Source organism: Dactylosporangium sp. CA-052675, assembly GCF_050947935.1.
Classification (GTDB): Bacteria; Actinomycetota; Actinomycetes; order Mycobacteriales; family Micromonosporaceae; genus Dactylosporangium.
In genome coordinates this window covers 3,276,866-3,291,657 of the sequence record NZ_CP192010.1, presented here as the reverse complement: position 1 = coordinate 3,291,657, position 14,792 = coordinate 3,276,866, and the positions used below count along the sequence as shown (strand labels likewise).

The 14,792-nt window shown below is 71.2% G+C and carries 14 protein-coding genes; 8 read left to right on the top strand and 6 right to left on the bottom strand.

The genetic code is table 11. The features are described 5' to 3' along the window. Positions 1-109 precede the first annotated feature (109 nt). The gene (locus ACQP1P_RS14990; protein WP_433087097.1) at positions 110-1,678 is read right to left on the bottom strand and encodes an ABC transporter substrate-binding protein; all 1,569 of its coding nucleotides are present in this window, start codon (positions 1,676-1,678) and stop codon (positions 110-112) included. A gap of 411 nt (positions 1,679-2,089) precedes the next feature. Here ACQP1P_RS14990 and ACQP1P_RS14985 point away from each other — a divergent pair, with 411 nt between their 5' ends. Genes ACQP1P_RS14985 through ACQP1P_RS14960 form a run of 6 tightly spaced genes read left to right on the top strand, consistent with a single transcriptional unit; the run spans position 2,090 to position 7,066 of the window. Next, on the top strand, positions 2,090-2,734 hold the full coding sequence (locus tag ACQP1P_RS14985; RefSeq protein ID WP_433087095.1) for a PaaI family thioesterase: 645 nt from the start codon (positions 2,090-2,092) through the stop codon (positions 2,732-2,734). Then, positions 2,731-3,600: an SDR family NAD(P)-dependent oxidoreductase gene (locus ACQP1P_RS14980; protein ID WP_433087093.1), complete on the top strand. Its 870-nt coding sequence runs from the start codon at positions 2,731-2,733 to the stop codon at positions 3,598-3,600. Before ACQP1P_RS14985 ends, ACQP1P_RS14980 begins: the two co-directional genes overlap by 4 nt. Then, positions 3,597-4,724: a TIGR03617 family F420-dependent LLM class oxidoreductase gene (locus tag ACQP1P_RS14975; RefSeq protein ID WP_433087091.1), complete on the top strand. Its 1,128-nt coding sequence runs from the start codon at positions 3,597-3,599 to the stop codon at positions 4,722-4,724. Before ACQP1P_RS14980 ends, ACQP1P_RS14975 begins: the two co-directional genes overlap by 4 nt. Then, positions 4,721-5,617 (top strand): TIGR03619 family F420-dependent LLM class oxidoreductase, encoded by an 897-nt coding sequence (locus tag ACQP1P_RS14970; RefSeq protein WP_433087089.1) that lies wholly within the window; start codon positions 4,721-4,723, stop codon positions 5,615-5,617. Before ACQP1P_RS14975 ends, ACQP1P_RS14970 begins: the two co-directional genes overlap by 4 nt. A 54-nt stretch (positions 5,618-5,671) precedes the next feature. Further along, positions 5,672-6,190, top strand: a complete 519-nt coding sequence (locus ACQP1P_RS14965) for a nuclear transport factor 2 family protein (protein WP_433087087.1) — start codon at positions 5,672-5,674, stop codon at positions 6,188-6,190. Positions 6,191-6,196: 6 nt separating this feature from the next. Beyond that, entirely contained in the window at positions 6,197-7,066 is an 870-nt protein-coding gene (locus tag ACQP1P_RS14960) for a TIGR03619 family F420-dependent LLM class oxidoreductase (RefSeq protein ID WP_433087085.1), read from the top strand. A 95-nt stretch (positions 7,067-7,161) separates the two neighbouring features. On the opposite strand, the gene ACQP1P_RS14955 is transcribed toward ACQP1P_RS14960, so the two are convergent. Both ACQP1P_RS14955 and ACQP1P_RS14950 read right to left on the bottom strand, forming a co-directional pair. Beyond that, a complete protein-coding gene (locus ACQP1P_RS14955) occupies positions 7,162-7,632 on the bottom strand; it encodes a nuclear transport factor 2 family protein (protein WP_433090005.1) in 471 nt (156 codons plus the stop codon). 2 nt (positions 7,633-7,634) lie between these two features. After that, the gene (locus tag ACQP1P_RS14950) at positions 7,635-8,558 is read right to left on the bottom strand and encodes an NAD-dependent epimerase/dehydratase family protein (protein WP_433087083.1); all 924 of its coding nucleotides are present in this window, start codon (positions 8,556-8,558) and stop codon (positions 7,635-7,637) included. A 297-nt stretch (positions 8,559-8,855) separates the two neighbouring features. On the opposite strand from ACQP1P_RS14950, the gene ACQP1P_RS14945 reads away from it, so the two are divergent. Beyond that, entirely contained in the window at positions 8,856-9,857 is a 1,002-nt protein-coding gene (locus ACQP1P_RS14945; protein ID WP_433087081.1) for a LacI family DNA-binding transcriptional regulator, read from the top strand. 165 nt (positions 9,858-10,022) lie between these two features. Beyond that, on the top strand, positions 10,023-12,491 hold the full coding sequence (locus tag ACQP1P_RS14940) for a glycoside hydrolase family 2 protein (protein WP_433087079.1): 2,469 nt from the start codon (positions 10,023-10,025) through the stop codon (positions 12,489-12,491). On the opposite strand, the gene ACQP1P_RS14935 is transcribed toward ACQP1P_RS14940, so the two are convergent. The 3 genes from ACQP1P_RS14935 to ACQP1P_RS14925 all read right to left on the bottom strand — a co-directional run bounded on the left by ACQP1P_RS14935 (position 12,480) and on the right by ACQP1P_RS14925 (position 14,579). Then, positions 12,480-12,758, bottom strand: coding sequence for an ROK family protein (locus ACQP1P_RS14935; protein ID WP_433087077.1), 279 nt, complete (start codon positions 12,756-12,758; stop codon positions 12,480-12,482). The two genes, ACQP1P_RS14940 and ACQP1P_RS14935, sit on opposite strands and share 12 nt — an antisense overlap. 118 nt (positions 12,759-12,876) lie before the next feature. Beyond that, positions 12,877-13,731, bottom strand: a complete 855-nt coding sequence (locus ACQP1P_RS14930; protein WP_433087075.1) for a carbohydrate ABC transporter permease — start codon at positions 13,729-13,731, stop codon at positions 12,877-12,879. After that, positions 13,728-14,579 (bottom strand): carbohydrate ABC transporter permease, encoded by an 852-nt coding sequence (locus tag ACQP1P_RS14925; RefSeq protein WP_433087073.1) that lies wholly within the window; start codon positions 14,577-14,579, stop codon positions 13,728-13,730. The genes ACQP1P_RS14930 and ACQP1P_RS14925 overlap by 4 nt, the downstream gene beginning before the upstream one ends. Positions 14,580-14,792 lie beyond the last annotated feature (213 nt).

Below are 14,792 nucleotides of genomic sequence, written 5' to 3'. Positions count from 1 at the left end.
CCAGGAGGGGGGTGGCTGCGGCGGGGCGGGTCACTGGCTCTGCCTACCTTTCTTCGCGCCGGCCGGTCACCGTGGGCGACCGGCCGGCGGACGGGTGAAGTCCGGGCGCTCAGCCCTTTGTCTTCGCGACGGTGCGCAGGTCGAACAGGCCGAGATTGGTCCACGGCAGCTGCTCGGCGCCGACCACCTTGGGGGAGGCGATGGTGGCGTTGGTGAGGTTGCAGATCGGAATGAACCACGCCTCGCTGAACAGCTGCTCCCACAGCTGGTGGTACTGCTTGGCGCGCTCCTCGACGCTCAGGCGCGGGTCGGCGGCCGTGGCCGCGGTCGATGCGATGGCCGCGGGGTCCGTGGCGAGCTTGTAGTTGCCGGTGAGGTAGTTGTTCACCGTGCCCGCCGGGTCGAGGCGCGGGTTGAAGGTGTTGGATACCTCGAGTTCGAAGTCGCCCGCGATGAAGCGGGCCTCGGTCTCGGAGTTCGGCGTCGGGTTGAGCGTCGCGTTGATGCCGGCCTTGGACATGGCGGCCTGGATGGCCGTGGCGGGCTGCTCCGTGTTGGTGCCGGACGAGAAGCTGATCGATACCTTGGCCCCGCCCGCCTCGGCGATGAGCGCCTTGGCCTTGTCCAGGTCGAACTCGTACGGGTACGTCGCCGACGGGTTCTCCCACGGGCTGTTCGGGTAGATGCTGCGGGTGCGGGTGCAAGTGCCGTTGAAGAGCGCCTCGACGGCAGCGGGGTCGACCGAGCGCGCGATCGCCTCACGGACCCGCTTGTCCTTGAGGTCGCCCTTGCCGGCGCGCAGCAGGATGCCGAGGACGTTGCGGAACGGGCGGGTGGTCACCTTGAGCTGGCCGGACTCCCCGAGCTGGCGGGCCTGGACGACCTCGTTGGCCGAGGAGACGAAGCTGAGGTCGGTCTGACCGCTGATGACGCCGTTGAGCCTGGTGGCACCCTCCGGAACGCGGGTGATCTCCATGCCGGCGAGGCGCCCGGCGTTCGAGTCCCAGTAGGTGCCCTCGGCGCGCTTGACCACGTACTTCTCGTTGGGCACGAACTCGGTGGCGACGTACGGGCCGGAGCCGGCGTTGCCGGGGGCGAGCTTGAGGTTGACACCGCCGGCGATCGCCTTGGGCGAGACCATCATGCCGGCGGCGGTGGCCAGGGCCGAGGGCAGGACCGCGCCGGCGCCGGGCTTGAGGTTCAGGCGCACGGTGTGCGCGTCGACGACGGTGACGCCGGTGATGTCGGCGAGGTCCTGCTTGATGGTGCTCGTGGGCAGCGTCTGGCCGCGCTCGATGTTCACCTTGACGGCGTCGGCGTCGAACGGCGTGCCGTCGTGGAAGGTGACGCCGTCGCGCAGGGCGAACTCGAGGTAGGAGCCGTCCTTGGCGAAGGTCCACGAGGTCGCCAGACCGGGGACGATCTCGTCCTTGGAGTTGACCATGGTGAGCCGGTCGTAGATCAGCGTGAGGTACGGGTAACCGCCGGGTGCCAGCTGGGCCGGGTCAAGATTCTGGAACGGCGACGAGGCCGTGACCCGCAGGACGGCGTTGGGGTCGATCTCACCTGAGCCGGCACCGGTGCCGCCGGCCGGGTTGCCGTTACAGGCTCCGACGGCGAGGGCGGCGAGCAGGGTGACGCCGGCGGCGAGGCCTCGGCGGCGCGAAAGACGAGACACGGTGTTCGTTGTTCCTTTCCGGACGTGCGGTCCGAGCCGGAGCGGCTCCGCGGCCGCGGCGGGTCCTCGCGTGGCGGGGACTGCCGCCGGGTCGTTCGGCGGTGGCCGTGAGGGCGGGTAATTGCGCGGTGACACAGGGCGTGGGCGGCGTGCTGGAGGGCCTGGAGCTCAACGGTGGGAGCTCACGGGTATCGGTGCCCTCCGAGGGATCGGCGGCGCCAGGCTATCGCGCCAGCCAACCAAGCGCTAGTTAGGTTACCCCATAGGGAGAGGTCGAGGCCACGCCGATTTGCAGGAAACCACCGGTATCAATGGGGTGACGACGCCGGGGGGCGGCCGTTGTCAGCGCTCCACCCGATCGCTATGGTGTGGTCAAGCAAGCGCTTGGTTGACCACAAAGGAGTCCGCCCGGTGGAAGCTATCCTTGCCACGGCACAGCCCCGTGATTCCGGCATCGATGCGATCGCCTCAGCCACCCGCCGGCTCGTCGACGCGATCACCCGCGCGGGCGACGCCATCGACGTCGACGCCGACCGGATCCTGGCCGACCTCGACGCGCTCACCGGCCGGATCGACGCCCGCGCCCCGGACCTTTCCGAGCGGATCGCGACGATGTGGCGCCAGCCCGGCCCGGGCCGTTTCGATCCCGCCGGCGGCACCGAGAACCCGTTGTCGCCGCCGGTGAGCCTCTGGGTCGAACCAGACGGCTCACTGCGCGGCGAGGTCACCCTGCGACTGGCCTTCCAGGGACCCCCGCGGCACGTGCACGGCGGCACCTCGGCCATGCTCATGGACCACGCCCTCGGCATCGCCAATGCCAGGGCCGGATATGCCGCGGTGACGGTCGGGCTCAACGTCTCGTTCCACGCGGCCATCCCCATCGGCACGCCGATCACGATCCTGGCCCGGCACGACGGGCGCGACGGGCGCAAGGTGCGCAGCTCCGGCGAGCTGCGCGTCGGAGACCTGACGTGCGTCACGGCCACAGGCACCTTCGTGCTCATCGACGACCCGTCGGCGCGGAAGTTCCGGCGTCCCTCGAGCGAGCAGGCGTGAGCACGACTCCTGACCCGGCCGCGCCCGGCCCGCTCGCCGGCCGTGGTGCGCTCGTCATCGGCGGGGGCGGCGGCTTCGGCCGCGCCATCGCCGCCGCGCTGGCCGCTGACGGCGCCGCCGTGACGATCATGGGGCGGACCGAGGCGACGCTACAGGCGGCGGCCGCGACGGTCGCCGCAGCCGCTCCCGGGGCGCTGCCCGTGCGGATCAGCGCCGGCGACTCCACGCTCGAGCACGACGTGGCCGCCGCGGTTCGCGTCGCCGACGAGACGCCGTTGGCCGCCGTCGTCACGACGGTCGGCGGCGGCACCTTCCGTCCCGTGCTCGCCCTCGACGCCGAGACCCTCGAGCATGACTTCCGGCGCAACGTCACAACGGCGCTGCACGCGATCAGGCACGGCGGACAGGCTCTGGCCGCGCGCGGTGGGGGCGCCATCGTGTGCACCTCCTCGAGCGCGGGCGGGCACTCCTTCCCGTTCATGCCGTCCTACTCGGTGAGCAAGGCCGCGCTCGAGGCCCTCGTGCGGGTCGCCGCCGACGAGCTCGGCCACCTCGCGGTGCGGGTCAACGTGGTGCGCCCCGGCATCGTGGCCACCGACGGGAAGAACCCGGGCCTGCTGCTCGCCGACCCCGAGCTGGCCGCCGCGACCGTCGCCGAGAAGCCCCTCGCGCGGGTCGGGCGCGCCGATGACGTCGCCGCCGCGGTCCGCTTCCTGTGCGGTCCCGAGTCCTCATGGATCACCGGCGCGTGCCTGCCGGTCGAGGGCGGGGCGCATCTGCGTCGCGCGCCGCGCCTGGAAAAGCTCGCCCGGATCGTCAGTGGCGACGAGATCGTCGACGCCGCTCTGGCCGGCCGGCTCCCATGACGCCACACGTACCCGCCGCCCGGATGGAGCTGGCCACGACGCTGCCACCGACGACGGCGCTGCGCGAGGTGCCCGCGGTCGTGGCGCGCATCGAACGGCTCGGCTTCGACACCGTGCACGTCCCCGAGACGACGCACGACTCATTGGCGGTCGCCCTGCTCGCGGCCGAGCACACCAGCCGGATCACCGTGCGCACCAGCATGACGCTGGCCTTCCCCCGCAGCCCGATGGTGACCGCCTACGCCGCGTGGGACCTCGCGCGGTTCTCCGAGGGCCGCTTCCAGCTCGGTCTGGCCACCCAGGTGCGCGGCAACATCGTCGACCGCTTCTCGGTGCCGTGGGACCGGCCGGCCCAACACCTGCGCGACTACCTCGCCTCGATCCGGGCGATCTTCGCCGCCTTCGCCACGGGCGCGCCCCTGCGGCACGAGGGCAGCCACTACCGCTTCACCCGGCTCCAGCCCTACTTCAACCCCGGCCCGCTGTCGACCGCGGCCCCGGCGCTCTACACCGGCGGCGTCAACCGGCGCGTCTGCGAGGTGGCCGGCGAGCTCGCCGACGGCTTCGTCACCCACGCGACGAACTCGCACCCCAGCCATCTGCGCACGGTCGTACTCCCCGGACTGCGCGCCGGGGCCCAGCGGGCCGGACGCGCCGGGATCCCGAGGGTCGTCGTCGTGTCCAAGTCGATCACCGGCCGCACGCAGGCCGCACTCGCCGCGAGCCGCGACTCCGCCCGCCAGGAGCTGGCGTTCCTCTTCTCGACACCGGCATACCGCACGACCCTGGACCGCCTCGGCCTGGGCGGTGTCGGCGAACGGCTCGCCGGCATGGCCGCCTCCGGACGCTGGACGGGCCTCGCCGGCACCCTCGACGACGAGACCCTGGCCATGCTCATCCCGCACGGCACCTACGCCGAGCTGCCGGACGTGCTCGGGCGGGCCTACGGCGGGCTCACCGACGGGCTCGGGCTCGGGCTGCCACTCGACCCGGACGACGACGAGGACTTCGGCGCCCTGCTCGAACGCCTCCGGCTCATCCCGACCAGTACCGCGACCGGCGACCCCGCCGACGAGACCACCAGCGCGGCGCGCAGCGACGCCGGATCGGAGACCGTGTCATGACCGCACGCATCGGGCTGCTCACCCCGGTCGTCGTCCAGCACCCGCGCACCGCGGCCGCCTGGGAGCGGGACCTCCTGGCCGGCCCCGGCGTCGGCGATGCGCTGCTGGCCGTCGCCCGTGCCGCCGACGACCTGGGCTACCACCACCTGACGTGCAGCGAGCACGTCGCCGTGCCGACCCCGATCGCAGTCGAGCGGGGCGCGACGTACTTCGACCCCGTGGCCACCCTGTCGTTCCTAGCCTCGGCAACGCGCCGCGTCCGGCTCGCGACGAACGTCGTCGTCATCGGCTACCACCACCCGCTGGCCCTCGCCAAGACCTACGGCACCCTCGACCTGCTCAGCGGCGGGCGCGTCATCCTCGGGGTCGGGGTGGGCAGCCTCGAGGAGGAGTTCGCCCTGCTCGGCGCCGAGTTCGCCGAGCGGGGCGCGGTCGCGGACGAGGCGATCGCGGCCTTTCGCGCCGCATGGGGCCGGGCCGTGCCGCACCACGAGGGGCCCCGGTTCACGTTCACCGACTTCGTCGTCGAACCACACGCGCCGCGCACCACGGTGCCGCTGTGGTTCGGCGGGCGCACCCGCCGCTCGCTGCTGCGCGCCGCGGCGTTCGGCACCGGGTGGGCGCCGTTCGGCCTCAAGCCGCAGGAGCTGACCCGCCTGTGGACCTCCGTGGAGCGCCCCGACGGCTTCGACCTGGTGCTGCAGATCCCGCCGCTGGACCCGATCGGGGACCCGGACGGCTCCCGCGAGCACCTGCGCACCGCCGATGCCGTCGGCGCGACCGCGGTCAACGCGAGCCTTGTGGCCACCTCGGCGGCCCACCACCTCGAGCAGATGGCCGCGCTGCGCGAGCTCGCCCCGGACCGCTTCGAGACGAGTCCGTCCACGCCCTGACCGGCCCCGAGCCGGATCGACCCGTGTGAAGCCCGATCGGAAAGGAATCCGACCATGACCGACCCGCAGCCCGACCGGCTCGGTCTGCTCGAGGCGCGCCTCGAGCAGACCGAGCGGCGCCTCGCCGCCGCCGAGGACCAGCTCGCCCTGTGGCGGATCGTCGCCGGTTACGGCCCCGCGGTGGACAGCGGGTCGGCCGAGATCACCGCCCAGATGTGGACCGAGGAGGGCGTGTACGACACCTACCCGGTCGTGCTCAACGGCCGTGACGCGCTGCGCGGCATGGTGAACGGCGAGCGGCACCAGGCCCTGATCCACGCCGGCGCCGCACACCTCATGGGCCTGCCGCACATCGTCGTCGACGGCGACCGGGCCGTCGTGACGAACTACTCGCAGCTCGTGCTCAGCGCTCCCGACCAGAACGGCTACCGGATCTGGCGCACCGGCTCCAACCGGTGGGAGTTCATCCGCACCGACGACGGCTGGAAGGTGACCCACCGCTGGAACCGCCAGCTCGACGGCACCGACGAGGGCCGCGAGATCCTCGCCCGCGCGGTCGACCCCGAGGCCTGATCCGCCATGCGCATCGGCCTCAGCTCCCCCGTCCTGGCCGACTCCGGACCCCGTCCCCCATGGGAGGCCGAGGCCGGGGTCGCCGAGCTGCGGGAGGTCTTCACGACCGCCGACCGACTCGGATTCGCGTTCTTCACCTGCCCGGAGCACGTCAGCGTGCCACCGGGGTTGGCCCGGGGTGAGCGCTTCTACGACCCGGTCGCGACGTTCTCCTATCTGGCGGCGATCACGGAGCGGATCCGGTTTCTGCCGTACGTGCTCGTGCTGGGCCTGCACCATCCGCTCGAGCTGGCCAAGCGGTACGGCACCCTCGACCACCTCAGCGGGGGGCGGGTCGTGCTCGGCGTGGGCGTCGGCAACCTCGAGGAGGAGTTCGCACTGCTCGACCGCCCTTTCGCCGATCGCGGACCGCGGGCGGACGACGCCCTGCGGGCCCTGCGGGCGTCGTTGTCGGTGCGGCTCGCGACCTACCACGGGGAGTACTACGACTTCACCGACCAGGTCATCAGCCCGCACGCGGTCCAGGAGAAGGTCCCGATCTGGGTCGGGGGTCACAGCAACCGTGCCCTCCGCCGCGCTGTCACACTGGCCGACGGGTGGGCACCGGCCCCGGTGACGTATCGCGGTCCGGACCTGCAGACCCTGCCGCGGATGCTCGCCGAGCACGACCTGCCGGAGGGGTTCGACGTCGTCATCACGCCTCCGGCCCGGCTCGACCCGATCGGCCGCCCGCAGGACGCGCTCGAGCTCATCGGCCGGATCGGCGAGGCGGGGGCCACCGTGGTCAACCTCGTCGTGCGGCACCGCGAACGGGCCGAGTACCTCGACCAGCTCGCGGCGGCAGCCGAGCTCTTCGGCCTCGACCGCCGCGACTGAGACAACGCCCGGCGCGCCCGGCCCCCTGCGTGGGTCCGGGCGCGCGGACGATCAGGTGACGACCGCGATCCGGCTCTCGAACGTGCGGGCCGCGCTCACCGGTCGGCGCCTTCCGAGCCGGCCCGGGTCAGCGAGACCCGGTGGCGTTCGATCCAGTTGATGGTCACCGCACGGCGCGTGAAGGCCCATCCTGCGCCGGTGCGCGCGTACTCGTCGTCGTAGTGCAGGAACCAGACCAGGTCCGAGGGCCCTTCACGACCGGGCAGCAGGTGGTGGGCCGTACCGCGGACCCGGCCACGGGCCCCGGCCGGCGTGGGCTGGTAGCGCGCCCCGGCCACGACGTGGGTCGTGGCAAGGGTGTCGGCGAGCGCCCCGAGCGCGGCCACGACCGCGGGGCGGCCGGCATGGGACACGTGGGCGGCGAGGTGGGCCGGCGGTTCGGGGACGACGAGGACGCCGTCCGGGACGAAGAGCGCGCCGACCGCGGCCGCGTCACGGTCGTCGGCGGCCGCGGCGTACGTCTCGGAGAGCGCGCGCAGCGCGGTGAGGTCGGCCGCGTCGAGCATGGTCACGCCACGGCGGCGGTCGCCGCGCGCACGACCTGGACGAGTTCGGCAACGGCACGCTCACAGTCGCCGCGGGTGTAGCCGAGCAGTGCGGTCTCGGCCGGGTCCGGTTCGTAGGCAAGGACGTTCCCGCGCCCTTGGACGATCATCGAGTCGGGCATGAAGGGGTGCGGCTCGTCGAGCTCGGCGATGGTGCGGTTGCCCCCGGCCGCGTCGACGAGCAGCTGGAAGAACTGCGCGAACGTGAGGTTGGCGTCACCGATGAGGTATGCCGCGCCTGCCGTGCCGCGCTCGAGCGCGCCGCCGATCGCCTCGGCCAGGGACCGGACCGACATGTAGTTCGTGCCGCCGGCCGGCGCGTGGTCGGGGATCTGCGGCTCGTTGCCGGCCGCCCAGGACACCATGCGGCGGTAGCGCTTGGCCGTGATGCCGGGGATGGCTCCGATGATCGAGGGCGGATTGAGCGTGCAGACCGTGAAGGCGTCGTCGGCCAGCGCCCGGGCTCCCTCGTCGGCGGCGCGCCGGGCGGCGACGTACGGGTTCGATTCGGCGAGATCGGGTCGCAGGTGGTGGTAGTAGCTGCCGACCTGGACGAAGCGGGAGACACCCGCACTCTTGGCGAGCGCGGCGAAGGCCGGCACCCCCACGCTCTGGGTGTCCCTCCAGAACTGCGTCTCGTCGACGTCGCGGGGCAGGTGGCGCACGTCCTGCCCGGCGGCGAAGACGACCGCGTCGAAGGGGGCCAGGTCCTCTCGGGTGAAGGTCTGCTGGGTGTAGTCCCCGCGGAGGACGGGCAGGCCGGCGACGGGCGAGTCCGCATCGACCGCCCCTCGGGCGGCGACGGTGACATCGTCTCCCCGGTCCCGCAGGTAGAGCGCAGTGTGGGCCCCGATCATGCCGGTTCCACCAACCACGAGCACCTTCATCGTGAGGTCTCCTTGCGTAGTGAGGCGGCTCCCGGGCGCGAATCGGGGAGCCGGCGCGGCTTCCGAGCTTACCAACCAAGCGATTGGTTGGTAACGATGAGAGCGCGCCGACTCATACCGGTCGGGCCGGCCCACGGGAAACCCGGACGTTGTGGGGAGCGGCCGGCGACAAGGTACTGTCTCAGGCAACAATTCTGACGTCGAGTGGCACAGTAACGCTGGAGGAGCGAGGTGGCCCCAGCGGCAGCAGAGCGGGACAGTAGCGCCCGGGGTTCGGCGCGCATCACCATCCGGCAGGTGGCGAGCCGCGCCGGGGTGTCAGAAGCCGCGGTGTCATATGCGCTCAACGGGCGGCCGGGCGTTTCCGAGGACACGCGCCAGCGGGTGTTGGCGGCGGCTCGAGAGCTGGGCTGGGCGCCCAACATCGCTGCCCGTTCCCTGGGCACGGCCCGGGCCAACGCGGTCGGGATCGTGCTGGTGCGCCCCCCTCGCACGATGATCATTGATTCGTACCTCACGCAGATGCTCAGCGGCGTGGAGGCGGGGCTCAACCGCAACGGGATCGGCCTGCTGCTGCACCTGGTCGACCGCGTCGATGACACCGTTGACGTGTACCGCCGATGGTGGGCCGGGCGGCACGTCGACGGTGTCATCGTCAGCGACGTGCGGCAGGACGATCCCCGAATCGACGCCTTGATCGACATCGGCCTGCCCGCGGCGATCATCGGGGGTCCTCGCTTCGACGCCGTGAGCGCGGTCGATGTGGACACAGCCGGTACGGCACAGGCCATCATCGACTATCTGCGGGCGATCGGCCATCGATCGCTGGCCAGGGTTGCCGGCGTACGCGAGCTGTTCCACACCGGCCAGCGGGACGCGGCCTGCCTGGAGGCGATCGAGCGGGCCGGCCTCGGCCGCGATCGCTACCAGGTCGTGTACACGGATTACAGTGCGGCCGCGGGCATGCAGGCGATGATCGCGCTCATGAGTGGCAACGAGCCGCCGTCCGCTGTGATCTTCGACAACGACGTCATGGCCGCGGCCGCGCTGAAGGTGGCGCACGACATGGGCGTCGCGGTGCCCGGCGATGTGGCGATCGTGGCGTGGGACGACTCCGATCTGTGCCAGATCACCGTGCCGACGCTCACGGCGATTCAGCAGCGGCCGGCCGAACAGGCGGAGCTGACGGTGGGCGCACTGTTGCGCCAGATGGACACCGGGGAAGTCACGCACACGACGGTACCGCCGGGAACGCTGACGGTTCGCCAGTCCACGGTGAGGGTCCGCGGTCGCTCATAGCGATCCGGCCCGTTCGGGCGAATCGACGGCCCTCGAACCATCCGAACCGGTTCACCTCCGCGCGCGCCGGAGACGGTCGGCATTGTTGACACTCGTTGCCCGTTCGCCATACTGTCGGAGTCCTCTCAACTTATACGCTTCAGTTGCCGAGTGATGGAGCGCCTCATGCCTGCCGTGCGTCCCCTGCATTCCGGATGGACCGTTCGCGTCGCCGGGGACGACCCGGACGGCGTAGCGCCCACCGGCCCCCTGCCGGCATCGGTGCCCGGCTGCGTGCACACCGACCTACTCGCCGCCGGCCTCATCCCGGACCCGTACCTGGACGACAACGAGCGGCGGCTGGCGTGGATCGGCCGCACGCCGTGGCTGTACGAAACCACCTTCGACGCCGGGCCGGTTGACGCCGACCGGGTGCAGCTGGTGGCGGAGGGTCTGGACACCATCGCGAGCGTCACCTTCAACGGTGTCGAGCTCGGGCGGACGGCGAACATGCATCGCGAGTATCGATTCGACGTCACCGATCACGTGCGCGCAACCGGCAACCAGCTCAGCATCCGGTTCGACTCCGCATACGCGTATGCGGAGGCCGTCCGCGACCAGGTCGGGGCACGGCCGAACGCTTATGATGAACCGTTTCAATACATTCGCAAGATGGCCTGCAACTTCGGCTGGGACTGGGGCCCGACGCTCGTCACCGCCGGCGTCTGGCGGCCGATCGGGCTGCACATGTGGTCCATGGCCCGCCTGGCCCGGGTGCGTCCGCTCGTGACCGTCGACGGCGGCACCGGCCGGGTCGAGGTCCGCGCCGACCTCGAGCGGGCACGAACGGGTGCGCTGCGGCTGCGCGTGGCGGTGGCCGGGCAGACCATGACCGTGGACGTCCCCGCGGACGCGACCCAGGCGACGGCTGTCCTTGAGGTACCCGACGTGACGCTGTGGTGGCCGCGGGGCCTGGGCGATGCCCACCGCTACGAACTGGCGGTGACACTCGAGGACCCGGCTGGCGCCACGACGCTTGACGGATGGCGCGGCCGCATCGGCTTCCGCACGGTCGAGCTGGACACCACGCCGGACGCCGACGGCAGCCGGTTCGCGCTTCGCGTCAACGGCACGCCGATCTTCGTCCGCGGAGTCAACTGGATTCCCGACGACGCGTTCGTCACCCGGGTCACGCGCGAGCGTTACGCCGAGCGTCTCGAGCAGGCGTGTGCGGCCGGGGTGAACTATCTGCGGGTGTGGGGCGGCGGGCGGTACGAGAGCGACGACTTCTACGACCTGGCCGACGAGCTGGGTTTGATGGTCGGGCAGGACTTCCTCTTCGCGTGCGCGGCCTACCCGGAGGAGGAGCCGCTGCGTTCGGAGGTCGCTGCGGAGGCCCGCGAGCAAGTGGTGCGGCTCATGACGCACCCGAGCCTGGTGATGTGGGTGGGCAACAACGAGAACATCTGGGGCTTCCACGACTGGGGCTGGCGCGAGGCACTGGACGGGCGCAGCTGGGGCGAGGGGTACTACCTCGACGTGCTGCCCGGCATCGTCGCCGAGTTGGACCCGGGCCGGCCGTACTGGCCCGGCAGCCCGTGGTCCGGCAACTCCTCGCTGCACCCGAACGACCCCGACCACGGCACGACGCACATCTGGGACGTGTGGAACACGCACGACTACCGCCACTACCGCGGCTACCGGCCACGCTTCGTGGCCGAGTTCGGCTTCCAGGCCCCGCCGGCCTTCGCCACCCTGCGCCGCGCGGTGAGCGACGACCCGCTCACCCCCACCTCGCCGGGCATCGCCCACCACCAGAAGGCCATCGACGGCAACGCCAAACTCGCCCGTGGCCTGGAGGGGCACTTCCCGGCGCCCGCGACGTTCGACGACTGGCACTGGGCGACCCAGCTCAACCAGGCCCGCGCGATCTCCTTCGGCGTCGAGCACTTCCGCTCGCTGCGCCCGCTGTGCATGGGCACGATCGTGTGGCAGCTCAACGACAACTGGCCGGTCACGTCGTGGTCGGCGGTGGACGGCGACGGCCGGCGCAAGCCGCTGTGGTACGCACTGCGCCGTTCCTACGCGCAACGCCTCCTCACCCTGCAGCCCCGCGACGGCCGCCTCGCGCTGGTCGCGGTCAACGACTCGAGCACCCCCTGGATCGCCGAGATCGAGGTGCGCCGGGTGACCTTTGCCGGCGACCCGCGAGCCAAGGCGACGATCCCGCTGGAGGTGCCGGCCGGTGGTGCGCTCACCGTGCCGCTGTCCACCGAGCTCAGCACGGCTGACGAGCCGGCGGCCGAGCTCATCGTCGCCGACAGCAGCACCGACACCGACACCGAGCGGGCCCTGTGGTGCTTCGCTGAAGACGTCGACCTGCGCTATCCGCCGGCCGTGACCGACGTGGCGGTGCGCCGCGGAGAGACGGGCCTCGTCATCGAGGTGACCGCGGGGACGTTGCTGCGGGACCTCACGCTGTTCGCCGACCGGCTGGACCCCGCGGCGACCGTTGACCGGCAACTGGTCACGCTCCTGCCCGGCGAGTCCGCGACGTTCCGGGTGCGCGGCGGCCGGTCGTTGGAGGCCCTCGCCGAGTCACCGGCCTGGGCCGCGTCGCCGGTCCTGCGCTGTGCCAATGACCTAATGCGATAGCCGCGGGGCGGCGACGCCGCGGTCCGGCGGGCCGATCGGTCCGGCGGTCGCGTCCGGGCGGGCTGCCCGCGTCCTGGCCGCGTGCGCCGGGCACCGGGGACTGCTGGCCGCCCAGCGCGGCTGCAGCATGCCGTGCAGCGGCCGCCCGTGCACGACCGCGCCTCCGCCGGCGCCGGTGCCGACGGAGAGGTGGACGAGGTCACCGGCGCCCCGGCGGTGCTCGCCGTAGGCCGCGCCGTTGACGTCGGTGTCGAGGGCGATCGGCACCCGGCGGTGCTCGCGGAGCGGAGCGGACCGACCAGGTCGGTGCCGGCCATCCGGGCTTCACTGTGGTGGTGATGTGCCCGAAGGTGGCCGAGTCTGGGCTGAGGTCGGATCGGACCGGTCACTTGCCCGCTCCCGCGGTGAATCCGTTGTAGATGAAGCGCTGCAGCAGCAGGAACACGATGAGCGTGGGCACGATGACGAGGATGACTCCGGCCGAGATGACCTCCCACTGTGCGCCGAAGGGCCCCTTGAACCGGAACAGTGAGGTGGAGATGACGCCGAGGTCCCGCGACGGCATGTACAGGAACGGAATGTAGAACTCGTTGTAGATGGCGATGCCCTTGACGATCACGACCGTGGCGATGGCCGGCTTGAGCAGCGGCAGGATCACCTTCCAATAGATCGTGAAGGGGCCGGCACCCTCCATCGCCGCGGCCTCGTCGAGCTCGCGGGGCACGCCGCGCAGGAACTGCTGGAAGATGTAGATCGAGATGATGTCGGTGCCGAGGAACAACGCGATCGCCGACCATCTGGTGTCGTACAGGCCGAGGGTGTCGACGACCTTGAACGTCGCTACCTGGGTGGTCACGCCCGGCACCAGCGTGGCCAGCAGGAACAGTCCGACGATGAGCGAGCGAAGGCGGAACTCGAACCGGTCGATGGCGTAGGCGGCCATCGACCCGATGACGACGGTGCCGGCCAGGGAGACGAGCAGGATGATCGACGTGTTGGCGAAGCCGCGCAGCATCGCGCCCTTCGTGAACGCGGTGACGTAGTTGTGGAGGTTGAACCAGTTGCCCGGCGGGTCGAACGGCCCGGTGGCGGCGAACTCTTCGTGGGTCTTCAGCGACGCCATGACGAGCACGACGGGCGGCAGCAGCACGACGGCCGTCGCCGCGGCGAGCGTCAGGTACTTTCCCGCGACGGCGAGCCGTGCGGAGGGTGTGCGCCGGTCGGCGGGCACGCTCATCATGCGAGGTTCACTTTCTCGTCGGGCGCGACCCGCCGCTGCAGCCAGGTAACCAGCAGAATGATCACGAGCAGGACGACGGCCATCGCGGAGGCGAGACCGACCTTGTAGTACTTGAACGCCATGTCGACGGTCTGGATGACGAATGTCTCGCTCTCGTTCGCCCCTCCGGTCATGACGAACGGGATCTCGAACACCGACAGCGACCCGGCGACGGCGAGGATGAACGACAGGCCGACGACCGGCCGGATGCCAGACAGGATGATGTGGCGGAACTGGTCCCACCGGTTGGCACCGTCGATCTCGGCGGCCTCGTACAGATGCGCCGGGATGGACTGGATCGCCCCGAGGAACAGCACGAAATTGAGGCCGAGGTACCGCCAGACGGATGTGCCGGCGAGGGAGTAGTTCACGACGGCGGGGTCACCGAGCCATTGCTGCTGCGCGCCATCGAGCCCGACCGCGGCGAGCGCGGAGTCGAGGGTGCCGCCGGGCTGGAAGAAGAACAGGAAGATCATGCCGATGGCGACGCCGTTGATGAGGTACGGGAAGAAGATGACGCCCTTGAAGATGTTGCGGAATCGGGTGCTGAAACTGAGGATCGTGGCGAAGTACAGCGCGAGCACGATCTGCACGAACGAGGCACCGATGTAGTAAAGGCTGACCTTGAGCACGCCGAACAGTTCCGGCCGCGTGAAGATCTCCACGTAGTTGTCGAACCCGACGAACTCCTTCGACGGGCTCAACCCGTCCCACGACGTCACGCTGTACCAGAACATGTTCACCACCGGGATGTAGGTGAACACGACAAGCAGGACGAGCGCGGCGCACAGGAACAGGTACGGCGTCATGGCGGGGCCGATGCCGCCCGAACGCCGTACGGGTGGCGCTCCTCGCAGGTGTCCCGCCGTGCGTGCGCTCGGCTTGCGGGCGGGGGCGGACTTGGTGTCATGGGCCATCATGGGCTCACTTTCACAGTCGGGGCGGCAGCTGTGGCGGTCCGGCTACGGCACAGACGCCGGGCACGGCGTGCAGGCGGACCCGACGACGGTTCACCGCCGGAT

Excerpts from the sequence above, each read along its gene's own strand:
- ACQP1P_RS14940 (WP_433087079.1), top strand. The coding sequence starts at position 10,023 with ATGCCTGCCGTGCGTCCCCTGCATTCCGGATGGACCGTTCGCGTCGCC.
- ACQP1P_RS14930 (WP_433087075.1), bottom strand. The coding sequence starts at position 13,731 with ATGATGAGCGTGCCCGCCGACCGGCGCACACCCTCCGCACGGCTCGCC.
- ACQP1P_RS14925 (WP_433087073.1), bottom strand. The coding sequence starts at position 14,579 with ATGACGCCGTACCTGTTCCTGTGCGCCGCGCTCGTCCTGCTTGTCGTG.
- ACQP1P_RS14975 (WP_433087091.1), top strand. The coding sequence starts at position 3,597 with ATGACGCCACACGTACCCGCCGCCCGGATGGAGCTGGCCACGACGCTG.
- ACQP1P_RS14965 (WP_433087087.1), top strand. The coding sequence starts at position 5,672 with ATGACCGACCCGCAGCCCGACCGGCTCGGTCTGCTCGAGGCGCGCCTC.
- ACQP1P_RS14960 (WP_433087085.1), top strand. The coding sequence starts at position 6,197 with ATGCGCATCGGCCTCAGCTCCCCCGTCCTGGCCGACTCCGGACCCCGT.
- ACQP1P_RS14955 (WP_433090005.1), bottom strand. The coding sequence starts at position 7,632 with ATGCTCGACGCGGCCGACCTCACCGCGCTGCGCGCGCTCTCCGAGACG.
- ACQP1P_RS14970 (WP_433087089.1), top strand. The coding sequence starts at position 4,721 with ATGACCGCACGCATCGGGCTGCTCACCCCGGTCGTCGTCCAGCACCCG.
- ACQP1P_RS14950 (WP_433087083.1), bottom strand. The coding sequence starts at position 8,558 with ATGAAGGTGCTCGTGGTTGGTGGAACCGGCATGATCGGGGCCCACACT.